Below are 15,142 nucleotides of genomic sequence, written 5' to 3' on the forward strand. Positions count from 1 at the left end.
CAAAGAGGCCCGGCCCTCGTCCGCGAGCGGCCCGGACGCCGAGGAGGATCTGTCAGATCGGAAACATGTCTGTCAGATCCGCCCCGCTCAGACCAGGTTGAGACGGGCCAGCTCCCGCCGGGAACCCACGCCCAGCTTGGGATAGGCCTTGTACAGGTGGTGCTCGACGGTCCTGCGGCTGAGGAACAGCTGCGCCGCGATCTCCCGGCTGCTGTTGCCGTCGGCCGCCAGCCGGACCACCTGCAGCTCCTGCGGGGTCAGCCGGTCGAGGACGTTCTCCGCGGTAGCCTTCGCGCCCGTCGTCGCGTCACCCGCAGCCCGCAGCTCCGCCCGCGCCCGCTCCGCCCAGGGCACGGCACGCAGCCGTTCGAAGTTCTGCAGGGCCGAGCGCAGCGAGGCACGGGCCTCGCTGCGCCGGCGGGCCCTGCGCAGCCATTCCCCGTACAGCAGCTCGGTACGGGCCCGCTCGAAGGGCCGCCGGGCCTGTGTGTGCAGCCGGACCGCCTGCCGGTAGTCCTCCTCGCGCCCGTCGACCAGGGCCCGGCACCGGTGGGCCACCGCCCGCGCCCACGGTTGGTGACCGGCCCGCGCCCAGGCCTCGAAGGCGAGCATCGGCCCCTCGGCCCGCTCGTGCTGCCCGAGCCGTACCGCGGCCTCCACCTGATCGGCGACGGTGGCCATGGCCATCGCCGTGTGGCGCTGCGGCCCGGGGCCGAGGGCCCTCTCCAGCCGGCCGAGCGCCGCCTCGTAGTGGCCGCGGGCCAGTTCGAGCAGGCTCAGGGCGCTCTCGCCGGCCACCCGGCCGACGTCGGGGACGTCCCGCGTGAGGTCGCGGCAGCGCTGTTCGTCGCCCTCGATCGCCGCGATCCGCGCCGGGACGCCGTTGAGCCAGGCGACGCGCTCGCGCAGTCCGGTGTCGCGGGCGATTTCCACGGCCTCGGCCACCGATGCCTCGGCGTCCCGGTGCGCGCCGGCCAGCACCTGGCATTCCGCCAGCAGGTGCAGGGCCTGTGGCAGGGCTCCGATGAGTCCCTGCGCGCGGCAGCGGGCCACCTCCGCGGCGGCCTGTTCCATGGCCGCGGCGTCGTCCCCGAGCAGGATCGCACTGTGCAGAGCGCGGGTCCGCGCCGTGTCCGAGCCGTCCTGGCCGGCGGCGACGGCGCGCTCCAGCAGGGGCAGGCCGCGGGCGTAGTCGTCGTCGACGAGGTACGCCATGCCCTCCACCATCGGGTCGTCCTCCCCGAGAGACGCCAGTTGCCGGGCGGCCTCCCGCACCGAGTCCGCGTCACCGGCGAACCAGCCGTACGTGGCGCCGGTGCGCAGCATCGCCGGGCCCAGGCCCGCAGTGGCCCCGTGGGTCCGCCCCAGCAGCAGGCGGGCGGCCTCCCGCTGGTTCCCCGACTCGAACATCACGGCCGCCCGGACAGGGACCAGCCGGGCCAGGTCCTCCGGTTCGGTGGCCGACCGCTCGGCCTGCTCGGCCAGGTCCTGGGCCTGGCCGGCGTGCCCGGCGTTCAGTGCGCAGGCCGCGGCGTCCGTGAGCCGGTGGACCTGCGCGCGGCGGTCGGGGGTGAGCCGGGCGGCCTGCTGGTGCAGCAGCGAGGCCGCGGCGTAGGCGCTGCGGTCGGCGGCCCGCTCGGCGGCGGCCACGAGTTCGGCCGCGACCCCGTCGTCGGGCGCGGTCGTGGCCAGCGGCAGGTGCCGGGCCCGGCAGTCCGGGTCCTCGGCGGCCTCGGCCAGCGCCTGGTGGACGGCGATCCGCCGGGCCAGTACGGCCCCCTGGTAGGCGGCGGTCCCGATCAGCGGGTGGCGGAACACGACGGTGCTCTCGGTCACCTGGATCAGGCCCGCCCGCTCCGCGTCCTCCAGGTCCTCAAGGCCCACGCCCAGCGTACGGGCCGCCTTCATCTGCAGGGGCAGATCGCCCCGCCCCTCGGCCGCTGCGAACAGCAGCGCCAGCCGTGTCCTCTCGGGGAGTCCGGCGATCTGGACCCGGTACGACGACAGCACCCGGTCGGCGACCGTCACGGGTGTGAACCTGCCGGGGTCGTCACGGCGGGCGGCCCCGAACTCGATCAGCGCCAGCGGGTTCCCGGCCGACTCGGCGATCACCTGGTCCCGCACGGCGGGGGCCAGACCCAGGTCGGCGAGGAGGCTCACCGCGTCGCCGGTGTCCAGTCGCGAGGGCCGCAGCTCGGTGAGCCCTGGCGCGGCGAAGCCCTCGTCCCGGGTCGCGAACACCATGGCCACCTGCTCGGCGGCGAGCCGGCGCGCGGCGAAGAGCAGCGCGTCGGCGGTGGCCTGATCCAGCCACTGCGCGTCGTCCACCAGACAGAGCAACGGCCCCTGCTCGGCCAGGTCCGCCAGGAGCGTGAGCACGGCCAGCCCGGTCAGGAATCTGTCCTGCGTCCGGGTGCGGCCCGTGCCGAGCACCGCCCGCAGCGCCTCCGCCTGCGGTTCGGGCAGGGCGTCCAGCCGGTCCTGCACCGGCCACAACAGCTGCACCAGCCCGCCGAAGGCGAGGTCCGCCTCCGGCTCGACCCCGGTGACCCGCAGCACCCGCATGCCGGACGCCGACGCCGACTGTGCCGCCCGGTCGAGCAGGGCGGTCTTCCCGATGCCCGCCTCGCCCCGCAGCACGAGGGCACCGCTGCGTCCCTCGCGGGCCCCCGCGGCCAGATCCTCGAGCGCGTCCAGCTCGGTGGCCCTGCCGTACAGCACGTCGGTGCCCCCAGTCGTGATGCGGCCCACCGGTAAGCAAGCCGTGCCGAAGTACGTATCCGGTTTCAGAAATCTTACCGATTCGGCCGGAGAGCCCCCCTTCCTACGGTGTGGAACAAGCCGGTTCCCCGATGGAGGAGATCGTGAGCCACTTCTTCGAAACGCTGCCCCTGGGAAAGCTGACGCTGCCCAACCGGCTCGTCATGGCGCCGATGACGCGCAGCCGGGCCAGGGACGGCGTGCAGACCCCGCTGGCCGCCGAGTACTACGCCCAGCGCGCCGGAGCGGGTCTCATCATCACCGAGGGCACGCAACCCTGCGTGATCGGGCAGGGATACATCGACACCCCGGGCGTGCACACGCCCGAGCACGTGCAGGCCTGGCGCCGGGTGACCGACGCCGTCCATGAAAAGCAGGGCCGGATCTTCGTACAGGTCATGCACTCCGGCCGGATCGGGCACCCGAGTCTCTACCCCGACGGCGCGCTGCCCCTGGCCCCCTCGGCGGTGGCCTCGGGTGGCCGGATGTACACGCCCGACGGCATGCTGGAGCACCCCACGCCCCGGGCCATGGAGCTGGAGGACATCGCCCGGGCGGTCGAGGACCACATCGCGGCCGCCAAGTACGCGATGGACGCCGGATTCGACGGTGTGGAACTGCACGGAGCCAACGGCTACCTGATCCACCAGTTCCTCGCCGACAACACCAACCTCCGCACCGACGCCTACGGCGGCAGTGTCGACAACCGCATCCGTTTCGCCGTCGAGGTCGCCCAGGCGGTCAGCGACGCGATCGGCCCGGAGCGGGTCGGCATCCGCCTCTCCCCCGCCAACACGGCCAACGGCATCGAGGAGAGCGACCCGGCCGCGCTGTACGAGGGTCTGATCCGGGCCCTGGCGCCCCTCGGCCTGGCCTACGTCCACCTGATGGAGTTCGGCTCCCGTGACGTCACGCGGCTGATCCGGAAGGAATGGCCGGGTGTCCTGATCCTCAACCCGCACGCCACGGGTGAAGAGGCCTCGGTGACGCCCGAGGCCGCCGCCGCGGTCCTGGAGGAGGGCCTGTGCGACGCGGTGAGCATCGGCTCGCTGTGGCTCGCCAACCCCGACCTGCCCGCGCGGATCAAGGCCGGCGGCCCCTTCAACACACCCGACCCGGACACCTTCTACGGAGGCGACCACCGGGGTTACACCGACTACCCGACGCTGGACGGCTGATTCCCGGAGCGGACGGCGGCGGGGCACGCGGTCGGCGCCCGGCCCACCCCACCCCGCTTCCGTCCCGCCCGTTCCCCGACTCCCTGGCCCGGCCGGCTCCTTTTCCCCCGAAGGGCTGCACCGCCGGTCCGGGCCAGGGTGGTTCCAGCGCCGACCGACCGCTTAGGGAGCACAGATGAGCAACTCACTCGCCGAGTCCGGCGCCCCGGGTCCCGCCGCGCCGGGCCGGAAACCCCACAAGAGCGAGGCCCGCGGCCCGTTCCGCGGACCCGCGGCCCTCTGGCTGGCCCTCATGGCCGGCCCGCTGTCCTTCGGCATCGCGGGCCCGGCCCTGGTCCTGGACGACGCCGCGCGGGACCTCGACGTCTCGACAGGGGCCGCCACCTGGACGGTGACCGCGTTCGGCTGGGGCATAGCGGTCGGCACGCCCCTGCTGGCCGGGCTGCTGGACCGCCGGGGGGCGCGCAGCGCGCTCACCGCGTGCGGTCTGCTCGTCCTGCTGGGGGCGGGCCTGGTGGCCGGCATACCCGTGCTGCCGGTCCTCGTCCTGGGCACCGCCCTCATGGGCCTCGGCACGGCCGGCCTCACGGCGACGGCCATGAGCCTCGCCGGATCACCGCGCGTCATGGGACTGGTCACCGCCTCGCTCGCCGTGGTGGGTTCGACGGCTCCGCTGGCCGGTTCCCTCGTCAACGACGTGCTGTCCTGGCAGGCCACCCTCGCCCTGCCGGTACTGAGTGCGGTGGCCGTGCCCTTCGCCGTGGCCCGGTGCCCGCACGGTGCTCCGGCCACCCGGGAGCCGTTCGACCCACTGGGCGCGGTGTTGCTGACCGCGCTGGTCACCGCGTTGGTCTTCGTGCCGCACCAGCCGCTGGTCGCCGGCGTGTGCTCCGTCCTCGCCGCGGCGCTGCTGGCGGCGCGGGTGCGCGCACGGCCGCGGGGCTTCGTCCCCGCCGTCCTGGTCCGCAACCCGGGCTTCCTCGTCTCGGCGGGCCTCGCGTTCTGCCTGGCGGTGGTCAACTTCGGCATGATGTACGCGATTCCGGAACGGCTGGAGGACCACACGTCGTGGTCCACCAGTGAGATCGGCGTCGCCATGGTGTGGCCGCTGCTGCTGGGCGGCGCCCTGTCGTGGTTCGTCGTGGCGGTCTCGGCGCGGACGGGACGCCGGGTGGTGATCATCACGCTGGTCGGCCTCTCGGTCCTGGGAGTGGCGCTGGCGGTCGCCGGCACCTCCGCCGCGGTGCTGCTGGCCGCTCAGGCGCTGACGTCGATAGCGGCGGCATCGGGTCAGGGAGCGTTTGCGGTGCACGCCACCTCGGCCGTCCCCGAGGATCAACGCCCCCCGGCCATCGGCATGTTCAACCTGGCCTATCTCCTCGGTGCGGCATTCGGCCCCGCCCTCGTCTCGCTCCTGGCGCTCTGATCGCCGGCGGTCCGATCCGGGTGCGCCGTCACACCACACAGGTGTGACGGCGCACACCGCGTTTCCCGACCCACCTCCACGTGCACCAACTGGCATAATCGTCAAGGTAATTTATGAAGCAACAGTGCGCCTGCCCGACCGGCACCGGACCGGTCCGCAGGCCACTGGATGACCATGTGGGGGCAGAGGCTGGCTCTCGGCTCGCGGAATGCACACGGGAGTTCTCCCGTTGCACCGATGGAGCTGTGGTCCGTGCGACTCGGCCGTCGTGCACCGTCACTGCCGGCGGTTGGGGAACGAGACACCGGAGGGCCTCGTGTCGCAGAAGAAGGACGAAGCGATGGCCGCCATACGGACCCTGCTGGAGCTGATGGCCGGCGAAGGGCCGGCCGACCGCTTCGAAGCGGCGGTCGAGGAGGCCCGCAGACAGGGCGTGACCGGCACGGACCTGCGCGTGGTGGAACAGAGCAAGCGGCTGGTCCTGGGCATCCAGGCCCGGCTGGAGCGCCGTCAGCAGTGGAGCGCCGACCTGGCCACGCTCGTCGACACGGCCTCCGATCTGGGGAGCCCGCACACCGTCGAGGACACCCTCAAGATCATCACCCGCCGGGCGCGGTTGCTGCTCGGCGCCGACGTCTCCTGGGTCACCCTGCCCGTCGCCGACGACGACGAGGGCTTTCGGCTGCACTCGCTCGACGGTCACGTCACGATGCTGAACGCGCGGCTGCGATTACCGAAGGGAGCCGGGCTCGCGGCCGCCGTACGGGCGCACCGCGCGCCGCTGTGGACCTCCGACTACCTGACGGACGACAGTTTCCGGCACGCCGGCGAGCTCGATCAGTGGATCAGCGCCGAGGGGCTCCACGCCGTCCTGGTCGTGCCGTTGGGCCGGGCCGCCGGCACCCAGGGAACGCTGCACGTGGCGGACCGCAGTGTGCGCCACTTCTGCGCCGACGAGATAGCCCTGGTGAACATGCTCGCCGAGATCGGCGGCGTGGCCCTGGACCGGGCCCTGCACCTGGACGAGACGCGTGAGGAGATGTCGGCCCTGCGGGAGCGGGTGCTGCGCGCGGAGGCCGAACTGGCCGACGCACGCGGACTGGCCGCGGCACAGGGATCGCTGCTCGACCTGGTGGTCGACGGCTGTGACCCGCAACTGCTGGTCGAGGAGTGCCATCTCAGACTCGGTGCTCCCGTGCTGCTGTGCGGTCGGCACGGCACGGCGATCGCCGCGGCCGGGGACCTGTCCGAGCACGCCCGTGAGGAGTTCGCTCGCGTCGCGCAGGACACCGCCCTCCTGCCGGATCCCGCACCCACCTTCCAGGAGGACGGGATCTGGTCCGTGCCGGTCCTCGCCGGCAGTCACCACCTGGGGGTGCTGTACGTCCAGGCCGGTCCCGCGCTCGCCGACGGCACAGCGGAACTGCTGCGGTACGCGGCCCGGGTGGCCGCGGTGCTGCTGTCCCTCCAGGAGGGCGGGAGCGCGGTCGCGGAGGGGCAGTTCCGGGACGAGTTGCTCGGGGATCTGCTGATCGGTGTACCCCGGCCCCGGGAGGTGCTGGAGCGGCGGGCCCGCAGGCTGGGCCTCGGCCGGGATCAGCCGCACGTCGTCGTGGTCGCCCGTCCCGAGGGGGACGCGCAGGCCCACGCGGTGACCCGGGCGTCTTCCTGCGCGCGCCGTTTGAACGGGCTTCAGACGACGCACGAGGGCGACCTCGTGCTGCTGTTGCCGGGCACCGACCCGGGGGCCGCGGCCCGGACGGTGCACGAAGAGCTGTCGTCCCTGCCCGGCGGTCCGCCCACGGTCAGCGGCTCCGGACCCGTGCCGGACCCCGGATCGGTCCTCCAGGGGTACCGGGAAGCAGCCCGCTGCCTCGACGCGATGACCGCCCTGGGCGTCACCGGAACCTCGGCCTCCACCCACGAGATGGGGTTCGTGGGCCTGCTGTTGTCGGAGCAGGTGGACGCCGAAAGGTTCATTCAGAGCACCATCGGAGCGGTGCTCGACTACGACGAGCAGCGCCTTACGGAGCTGATCCGCACGCTGGACGCCTACTTCGACACCGGCGGGAGCCCCACCTACGCGGCCGAGAAACTCCATGTCCACCCCAACACCGTGGCCCGCCGGCTGGAACGCATCGGTGATCTGATCGGCTCCGACTGGCAGAAGCCCGAACGTGCCCTGGAGATCCAGCTCGCGCTCCGGATCTCCCGGATACGGCGGGTACTGCGGGAGCGCGGGAGGCCGGCCGGGGACGCGGCCGGGGATCAGGACGCGTAGTCGAGTTCACCGTCGTCGGTGTCGCCTAGGGCCGCCAGGAGGTGCGCGGCCGACGCGAGGGTGACGTGCCGGTGCCAGCCGCGGTAGGACCGTCCGGCGAAGTCGCGGATCCCCACCCGGTCGGCGCCCCGGACGAAATCCTGGTCGACCCGGCGGACCATCCCCCGCAGCCGCATCAGGAACGCGGGCGGAACCGACGTCAGGTCGGTCAGCCACACCTCGCGCGGCCGGCGCCGGTCGTTGTTCCCCACCCCGAGCAGGAGCAGCTCGCACGGCCCGGTTCCCGTCTGCCGGCGCGAAGCGGCGGGCAGCGCCACCCGTACGGCGGTCACGAGCCCGGAGCGCCGGACCGTCCCCCCGCCGTCGCCCGGCCACACCACCGGGCGCTGCAGGCCCCGGCTCGCGCTCATGATCTGGCGCACCGGCCTGGGGGTGGTGTCGAAGCCCTTCAGGGCGGGGTCCACCACCGACAGGCGCAGGGAGTCGTCCACCCTGAGCATCATCGGCATGCCCCGGCCGAGGATGGCGGACACGGTCGAGGCGACGTCACCGCCGCGGGCGTCCATCACCACGGGGCGGGACGGCAGTTGCCACGCCGCCGCCTCCAGATAGGCCCGGAGCGCGCATTCGCCGAGGGTCTCAGCGGACGCGTTGTCCGGTATCGACGCACGGCGCCGGCGTTCCTCGGCGAACCAGACCGGGGAGAGCTGCAGCCGCCAGTTGACCGGTGCGCTCATCTCCTCGGTGACCGCCCAGACCCCCACGGCCTGCTGGGCGTTGAGCATCTGGCCGTGCTCCGGGAAGAAGCGCCGCTCCACTCCGACGGAGTGCCGCCCGGCCTTCGGGATGACCATGGGCCGCACCACCCACGCCTGTGGCGGGGCGACACTCACCACGTACCGGGCCAGGGCCCGTCGCACCGGCCCCCACTCCCAACTGGAGTCGCTGATGAAGTGATGCAGGCTCTGTTCCGTCGCCTGTCCCCCGACAAGCGCGGCGATGTTGCGTATCGACTTGCGTCCCGGCACCTCCAGCAGACCACGTATGTACTCCATGCCCTTGCGACGTTGGTCGCTGCGCGGCAGGGAGGCGAAGAGCAGTGAGCACAACTCCGGCAGCGACACGTTGCACGGAGGTGCGTACGACGGTTCAAACATGGTCGAACTCTGTGCTTGGTCAGGGCTCAGCGCGACCACACTCATGAACGGACCCTCCATCAAAGGTAGACGAAGACGATCCGAAGGGCTGCCCGTCCAATGTGCGGCAGATGGGCTGCCGGTCCCAGGTACACAGAGCACAGGACTTGTGATGGACGGCGGTGGCCGGACCACCATCGTGTCCCTCTCGCCCCGGCAGCCCTGTCCGTAACGGCCCTCGGGACGGTGTCCGGACCACCGCCCCGGCCCACGGGCCCTTCTTCCGGGACCGTTCCGGGGGGACTTGACAGAATGGCACCGGCATCGGGCGCCGAGTCCCGCAGGCACGTCACCATGGAATTCCGCGCAGCGGCACACACGACGGGGACCCCGGTGTGGTCCCGCTACCAAGGAGGACACCATGAGCGCTGCCCCGGAGCCACGGCCCGTCACCGTCTGGTCGGACCTGGGGTGCCCCTGGGCCACCCTCGCCCTGCACACGCTCCGCACCACGGCCCGGGCACGCGGGCAGGACCTCCTGATCGACCACCGGGCGTTCCCCCTGGAGTTGTTCAACCACCAGCCCACGCCCAAGTTCATCGTGGAGCCCGAGATCGTGGTGATCTCCGCGCACCGTCCCGACCTCGGCTGGCGCCTGTGGGCGGGTCGGGAGTACGACTACCCCTCGACGATGCTGCCCGCGATGGAAGCGGTCCAGGCCGCCAAGGATCCGTCCGTCGGCGGCCTGCGCGGCAGCGACGAACTGGACGCCGGCCTGCGGCACGCGTTCTACGTCGAGAGCCGGTGCGTCAGCATCCCCTCGGAGATCCTCGACGTCGCCGCCCGGTGCGAGCACGTGGACGAACAGGCCCTGGCCCGCGCCCTGGAGCGCGGCGCCGGACGTGCGGAGATCTACGAGCAGTTCCGCACCGCCCAGGGCCCCGGCATCCAGGGCAGCCCCCACCTGTTCGCACCCGGAGGGTACGCGGCCCACAACCCCGGCGCGCACGTGCAGTGGACGAAGAACCCCGACGAGGGTGGCGTGCCCCGCCTCGACCGCTACGACCCGTCGTGGGCCGGGGAGTTGCTCGACCTGCTGGCGGAGGAGAGGCAGCCCACCGGTGCCTGAGACGACGGACCTCAGCATCTCGACGGCCGCGTACGACCGCTTCGCGGCGGCGGCCGCGGCCGAGGGGGTGTCCGTGCGCGCGTACCTGGAACGGATCGCGGACCGGATGGCCCAGGGACTTCCCGGGCATGGTGCGGACCACGCGGCGGCCAGGCCGGAAGCGGACCCGCGGCTGGTGGCGCTGGGGATCGGCGACCCACGGACGGACGTGTGTGACCGGACATAGCCGAAAGGCCGTATCGGCACTCTCCGATACGGCCTCGGGCCTGCTGTCTCAGCAAGTCGGGACGACAGGATTTGAACCTGCGACCCCTTGACCCCCAGTCAAGTGCGCTACCAAGCTGCGCCACGTCCCGGTGCGCCTCGCGCGGGGTGAACCGCGTGATCGCGCAGGTCAACCCTACCGCATGCGGGAAGGGGGGTCAGCCGCGCGGGGGCGGTGGTGTGGTCCGGGTGGCCGGTGCCGGGCGCGGGACGGTCGGGCGGCTGCTCGCCGGGCGGTACGGGTTCGTCCCGGGGGCCACGCCGGCCGCCCATCCGCGCGCCGGTCCAGCCGGCGAGCCCCGCGGTGGACACGGCGACCGCGAGAACGGCCCACCAGGGCAGTTCCGCCTTGGTCGCGTGCCCGGCGCAGGCCGCCACGGCGAGGAGTGCCGTGACGGCACCCCCGGCCGCCTCGACCCGCCGGGTACGCCGGTCCCCCGCCTCGTCCACTCTGTGGCCCCCTTCGCGCTCGGTCGCCCGGGCATCCGCTTCCAGGCATATGCCGCACACCATAAACGGGCTCCAGAGGCACATCCGACCAGGGCGTACGGCGGGATGGGCCACCGGGCGCGCGCTGTCGCGCCGGCGGATGTAAGTGCGCGCCCTGTGCGGAGGCACACGCGATCAGTGCGCGCCGACGAGTGTCCGCTCCGCGCTGTCACCGGTGGTCCTCCATGTGCCGTCATCGGCCTGGCCGCGGTCGCGGCGAGCAGCTGCCCGGTGCCGAGCGGACCCGTGAACCGCGGTTGCGGATCCGCTCGACCGGGAGGCCGTGGTCGGCGCAGGACGCGCCGGCGGGGTGATCGTCATACGGGTCGTGCCGTCCGCCGCCGTGGCATGCGGTGCCACGCTCGCGCCATCACACGTTGTCGTCACCAGCGGCGCGTCCGCGGACCAGGCCCGAGCACTTACGGGGTGCCGCTCAGCCACCGAGCGCGGTGTCGGCCTGCGGCCCCGTCGTCCCCCGGATCTCCAGGGTCGGTGCGGTCAGGTGGAGCCGTCCCTGTCCCCCGGGCCGTTCCAGCCGGTCGAGGAGGAAGCGGGCGGCCCGGCGGCCGACCTCGTGGCCGGCGTTGTCGACGGTGGTGAGCCACAGGTGGCGCAGCCGGGAGATGCTCGTGTTGTCGTAGCCGGCGAGGGACACGTCGTGCGGGACGCGCAGGCCCAGCTCCTCCGCCGCCGAGAGGGCGCCGACGCAGGTGATGTCGTTGACGGCGAAGACGGCGGTGGGGCGGTCGGGACGGTTGAGGAGGCGGACGGCGGCGCGGTAGCCGCCCTCCTCGGTCATGTCGCCCGTCTCGACGACGGCTCGGCCGGCCAGGCCGTGCGCCCGCATCGTCGCCTCGAAGCTGCGGCGGCGCAGTTCGCCGACGGCTCCGTAGCCCGCGAGGTGCGCGATGCGGCGGTGCCCGAGGCCGATGAGGTGCTCGGTGACCAGCCGCGCGCCCCGCTCGTCGTCGCCGGCGACCTGGTCCACCCCGGGCGGCACGGGTTCGCGGGCGCCCGCCAGGACGACCGGCATGCGCTCGGCGACCGCGCCGAGGGCCGCCGGGTCGGGCAGGGTGCCGACCACGACCAGGCCGTCGACCCGCAGGTCCAGGAGCGGGTCGGCCGGGTCCTGGCCGGTGCGGCGGTTGAGGCGGGCGTCGGCGAGCAGCATGTGCAGGCCGTTCGCGTGCAGCAGCGAGTTCAGGCCGTCGAGGAGGTCGACGAACCAGGGGTTGCGCAGGTCGTTCAGCAGGACGCCGACCGTGCGGGTGCGCTGCTCGCTGAGGCTGCGCGCGGCGGCGTTGGGCCGGTAGCCGAGTTCCCGGGCGGCCCGGAGCACGGCCTCCCGCTTCTCGGGGCGCACCTGGTCGGAGCCGCGCAGCACCAGGGAGACCAGCGACTTGGAGACGCCGGCCCGTTCGGCGACGTCGCGGATGGTCGGCGGTCTCATGGGATGGACCGTTCCATGTGGGTCGTGGCCTTGTCAAAGGGTTGACAGGCAGGGGAAACCGCGCTCAGGGTGGGCTGGACAGGTCTGGAACGGTCCAAAGAGGGGCTCTCATGGTGGACACGCTCGGCGTCGCCGTCGTCGGTTTCGGCTGGATGGGGCGGGTGCACACCCAGGCGTACGCGCGCGTGCGGCACCACTATCCGCAGCTGCCCCTCGTCCCGGAGCTGGTCACGGTCGCCGAGGAGGTGCCGGGGCGGGCCGAGGAGGCCGCCGCGCAGTTCGGGTTCGCGTCGACCACGCGTGACTGGCGCGAGGTGGTCGCCGACCCGCGGGTGCGGGCCGTCAGCATCACCGCGCCGAACTTCCTGCACCGCGAGATCGGCGTCGCCATGGCCGAGGCGGGCAAGCACATCTGGATCGAGAAGCCGGTCGGTCTGACCGCAGAGGACGCCCGTGCGGTGGCGGACGCGGTGACCAAGGCAGGTGTGCAGGGCGCCGTCGGCTTCAACTACCGCAACGCGCCCGCCGTCGAGGCGGCCCGCGAGCTGATCGCCTCGGGGGAGATCGGCACGGTCACCCATGTCCGCATCCGGCTGTTCAGCGACTACGCGGCCCATCCCGAGGGCGCGCTGACCTGGCGGTACGAGCGGGAGCGGGGCGGCAGCGGCGTGCTGGGCGACCTGGCCTCGCACGGCGCCGACCTGGCCCGTCATCTGCTGGGCGACATCACGTCCCTGACGGCCGACACAGCGATCTTCCTGCCGGAGCGGGCCCGTCCCACCGGGGCGACGGCGGGCCACAGCCGCGCCTCGGGCGGCGAACCCGGCCCGGTCGAGAACGAGGACTACGTCAGCTGCCTGCTGCGCTTCGCCTCCGGTGCGCGCGGTGTGCTGGAGGCCTGCCGGGTCTCGGTCGGCGAGCAGAACAACTACGGCTTCGAGGTGCACGGCACCAAGGGGGCGGTGTTCTGGGACTTCCGCCGCATGAACGAGCTGGGGATCAGCCGCGGCACGACGTACCAGGACCAGGCCGTGACGACGGTGTACGTCGGCCCGGGCCACGGCGAGTTCGCCGCGTTCCAGCCCGGCGCGGCGAACGCCATGGGGTACGACGACCTGAAGGTCATCGAGGCGTACCGCTTCCTCCGGTCGGTCGCCGAGGGCGCTCCGCACGGGGCGACGCTCACGGACGCCGTGCGGAGCGCGGCCGTCCTGGACGCCGTGTCCCGGTCGGTGGCGAGCGGGGCCTGGGTGGCCGTGGACGCACTGCGGTGACGGTCAGCGGCCTGCGGAGGGGTTGCGGACCCCTCGGGTGAGCGCGTATTTGGCCGGGAAGAGGACGAGCCACCACCACATGGCCGCGGCGCCGATCGTCAGAGCCAGCGGGATGGTGACGAGGAACACCGCCACCGTCGTGGCCATGTCGAGGCCGTAGAGCCGGAAGCCTTCCTCCGGCGCCGCGCCGCCGCGCAGCCAGGGGCGGAGAGCGAGCACGGTGGCCAGCGCGAGGTGGCTGGCACCGAGAGCCGCGACGGCCGCCGCGTAGATGGCGACCGACGCGGGTTCGGCGCCGTAGTCCGAGATCAGCCTGGTGGGAAAGGGCAGCAGAGCCGCCACGCCCAGGCCGAGCACGGTCAGTGAGATCACCTGTCCGTCGACCTGCCGGACGGAGCGGAAGATCCGGCGGTGATCGCGCCAGAAACCGGCCAGCACCACCACGCTGAGTGCGTAGGCCCCCAGGTCCGGAAGAAGCTCGCGCAGAGCGCGGTGGTACTCCGCGGTGCCGAGCCCGCGGGGCACGGCGAGGTCCAGGACCAGCAGGGTGATGGCGATCGCGAACACCCCGTCGGAGAGTGCCAGCAGTCGGTCGGGCGAGCCGTCCGGGGTCGAATTCCGCATGAGCACGACGGTAGGCAGCCGGAGGGCGCCGAGCCGGGTTACACGCAGGGCGGCACCGCCGGTGTCACCGTACGGGCGGGGGCATGTTGTACGGCGTCACCACCTGGATCGCCGACGGCAGCGACGGCCCGGCCGGCGGCAGCGCCCCGTGGGCCCGCATGACGATGTGGCAGGCCTCGCGCACGTCCTGACGCAGGTCGTGGTGGAGCACGGCGGACAGGCGGTGCGCGCGCAGCAGCCGGGTGTTGTCGTGGTCGAGGTCGTGCGCGACGAACACGGCGCACTCGCGGCCCAGGTCGTCGAAGGCCCGCAGCGTGGCGATGTTGCCGCCGCCGATCGAGTACACGGCGCGGATGTCCGGGTCGCGTTCCAGCGCACCCCGGACGAGGTCGTACTGGGTGGCGTCCAGGCCCTGGCCCTCGGCGATCTCGACCAGGGTGCGCTCGGGGTGCCGGGCCCGCATGGCGCTGCGGAAGCCCATCTCGCGCTCCTCCTCGTTGCGGAAGAAACCGCTGCTGAGGCTGGTGAGGATGTTCCCCGGGCGCTCCCCCAGCCACTGGCCCGTGAGATACGCGGCCGTCGCGCCCGCCGCCCGGTCGTCGATGCCGACGTAGGCGAGGCGGGCGCTGGCGGGCAGGTCGGTCACCAGGGTCACGACCGGGATGCCGGCGGCTGCGAGGCGGCCGACGGCGGCGGTGACCTCGGGGACGTCCGGGGCCTTGAGGATCACTCCCTGCGAGCCGCGCCGGGCGATCCGGTCCAGGATCCGCACCAGTTCCGCGACCGGGCCGGTCTCGCGGAAGTGGAAGCGGGAGCGCAGCACGGCCGGGTGCAGGGACGGCAGCTCGGCCTCCAGGGCGGCGCGGATGGCGGTGGTGAAGCGCTCGGGCGCCTGCATCACGATGTCGACCATGAACGTCCGGCCGACGAGCCGGACCTGGGTGCGCTGCCGGTCCAGGTCGGCGATGGCCTGGCGCACCTCCCGGGCCGTGCTCTCGCGCACCCCTCCCCTGCCGTTCAGGACCCGGTCGACGGTCGCCTCGCTCAGGCCCGCCTGACGTGCGATCTCCCGGATCGGGAAGGGGTGGCCCATGCTCCGGCTCCTTGAGGGGTTTTTGATGGCTCGCCGCT

General features: G+C 73.1%; 12 protein-coding genes and 1 tRNA gene. 6 read left to right on the top strand and 7 right to left on the bottom strand.

The annotated features are described in order from the left end of the window. Window positions 1–87: 87 nt before the first annotated feature. Entirely contained in the window at window positions 88–2,721 is a 2,634-nt protein-coding gene (locus tag ACFZDA_RS12790) for an AAA family ATPase (RefSeq protein WP_391079131.1), read from the bottom strand. Window positions 2,722–2,864: 143 nt separating this feature from the next. Between ACFZDA_RS12790 and ACFZDA_RS12795 the strand changes: the two genes are divergently transcribed. The 3 genes from ACFZDA_RS12795 (at window position 2,865) to ACFZDA_RS12805 (ending at window position 7,645) form a co-directional block, all read left to right on the top strand. Next, on the top strand, window positions 2,865–3,938 hold the full coding sequence (locus tag ACFZDA_RS12795) for an alkene reductase (RefSeq protein ID WP_391079134.1): 1,074 nt from the start codon (window positions 2,865–2,867) through the stop codon (window positions 3,936–3,938). A gap of 175 nt (window positions 3,939–4,113) precedes the next feature. Beyond that, window positions 4,114–5,364 carry an MFS transporter gene (locus ACFZDA_RS12800; protein WP_391079137.1) on the top strand — a complete coding sequence of 417 codons (1,251 nt, stop codon included), beginning with the start codon at window positions 4,114–4,116 and terminating at the stop codon, window positions 5,362–5,364. Between the two features lie 316 nt (window positions 5,365–5,680). Further along, window positions 5,681–7,645 (top strand): helix-turn-helix domain-containing protein, encoded by a 1,965-nt coding sequence (locus tag ACFZDA_RS12805; protein WP_391079140.1) that lies wholly within the window; start codon window positions 5,681–5,683, stop codon window positions 7,643–7,645. Here ACFZDA_RS12805 and ACFZDA_RS12810 read toward each other — a convergent pair. Beyond that, complete coding sequence (locus tag ACFZDA_RS12810) at window positions 7,633–8,802, bottom strand: transposase (protein ID WP_391079143.1); 1,170 nt, start codon at window positions 8,800–8,802, stop codon at window positions 7,633–7,635. The two genes, ACFZDA_RS12805 and ACFZDA_RS12810, sit on opposite strands and share 13 nt — an antisense overlap. Window positions 8,803–9,202: 400 nt before the next feature. Here ACFZDA_RS12810 and ACFZDA_RS12815 point away from each other — a divergent pair, with 400 nt between their 5' ends. After that, the gene (locus ACFZDA_RS12815) at window positions 9,203–9,910 is read left to right on the top strand and encodes a DsbA family protein (RefSeq protein ID WP_391079146.1); all 708 of its coding nucleotides are present in this window, start codon (window positions 9,203–9,205) and stop codon (window positions 9,908–9,910) included. Then, a complete protein-coding gene (locus tag ACFZDA_RS12820; protein ID WP_391079149.1) occupies window positions 9,903–10,136 on the top strand; it encodes a hypothetical protein in 234 nt (77 codons plus the stop codon). The genes ACFZDA_RS12815 and ACFZDA_RS12820 overlap by 8 nt, the downstream gene beginning before the upstream one ends. Before the next feature lie 56 nt (window positions 10,137–10,192). Here ACFZDA_RS12820 and ACFZDA_RS12825 read toward each other — a convergent pair. The 3 genes from ACFZDA_RS12825 to ACFZDA_RS12835 form a co-directional block, all read right to left on the bottom strand. Further along, window positions 10,193–10,266: transfer RNA gene (locus tag ACFZDA_RS12825), tRNA-Pro, on the bottom strand. Continuing rightward, window positions 10,244–10,624 carry a hypothetical protein gene (locus tag ACFZDA_RS12830; protein WP_391079151.1) on the bottom strand — a complete coding sequence of 127 codons (381 nt, stop codon included), beginning with the start codon at window positions 10,622–10,624 and terminating at the stop codon, window positions 10,244–10,246. The genes ACFZDA_RS12825 and ACFZDA_RS12830 overlap by 23 nt, the downstream gene beginning before the upstream one ends. 472 nt (window positions 10,625–11,096) lie before the next feature. Beyond that, window positions 11,097–12,113, bottom strand: a complete 1,017-nt coding sequence (locus ACFZDA_RS12835) for a substrate-binding domain-containing protein (RefSeq protein WP_391079154.1) — start codon at window positions 12,111–12,113, stop codon at window positions 11,097–11,099. 110 nt (window positions 12,114–12,223) lie between these two features. Here ACFZDA_RS12835 and ACFZDA_RS12840 point away from each other — a divergent pair, with 110 nt between their 5' ends. Then, window positions 12,224–13,387: a Gfo/Idh/MocA family oxidoreductase gene (locus tag ACFZDA_RS12840; RefSeq protein ID WP_391079157.1), complete on the top strand. Its 1,164-nt coding sequence runs from the start codon at window positions 12,224–12,226 to the stop codon at window positions 13,385–13,387. A gap of 3 nt (window positions 13,388–13,390) precedes the next feature. On the opposite strand, the gene ACFZDA_RS12845 is transcribed toward ACFZDA_RS12840, so the two are convergent. After that, a complete protein-coding gene (locus ACFZDA_RS12845; RefSeq protein WP_391079160.1) occupies window positions 13,391–14,011 on the bottom strand; it encodes a TMEM175 family protein in 621 nt (206 codons plus the stop codon). Between the two features lie 64 nt (window positions 14,012–14,075). After that, entirely contained in the window at window positions 14,076–15,104 is a 1,029-nt protein-coding gene (locus tag ACFZDA_RS12850; protein ID WP_391079163.1) for a substrate-binding domain-containing protein, read from the bottom strand. Window positions 15,105–15,142 lie beyond the last annotated feature (38 nt).

Source organism: Streptomyces sp. NPDC007991, from assembly GCF_042958445.1.
Classification (GTDB): Bacteria; Actinomycetota; Actinomycetes; order Streptomycetales; family Streptomycetaceae; genus Streptomyces.

Coding starts and splice junctions, on each gene's coding strand:
- ACFZDA_RS12835 (WP_391079154.1), bottom strand. CDS start 12,113: ATGAGACCGCCGACCATCCGCGACGTCGCCGAACGGGCCGGCGTCTCC.
- ACFZDA_RS12800 (WP_391079137.1), top strand. CDS start 4,114: ATGAGCAACTCACTCGCCGAGTCCGGCGCCCCGGGTCCCGCCGCGCCG.
- ACFZDA_RS12815 (WP_391079146.1), top strand. CDS start 9,203: ATGAGCGCTGCCCCGGAGCCACGGCCCGTCACCGTCTGGTCGGACCTG.
- ACFZDA_RS12845 (WP_391079160.1), bottom strand. CDS start 14,011: ATGCGGAATTCGACCCCGGACGGCTCGCCCGACCGACTGCTGGCACTC.
- ACFZDA_RS12850 (WP_391079163.1), bottom strand. CDS start 15,104: ATGGGCCACCCCTTCCCGATCCGGGAGATCGCACGTCAGGCGGGCCTG.
- ACFZDA_RS12840 (WP_391079157.1), top strand. CDS start 12,224: ATGGTGGACACGCTCGGCGTCGCCGTCGTCGGTTTCGGCTGGATGGGG.
- ACFZDA_RS12810 (WP_391079143.1), bottom strand. CDS start 8,802: ATGTTTGAACCGTCGTACGCACCTCCGTGCAACGTGTCGCTGCCGGAG.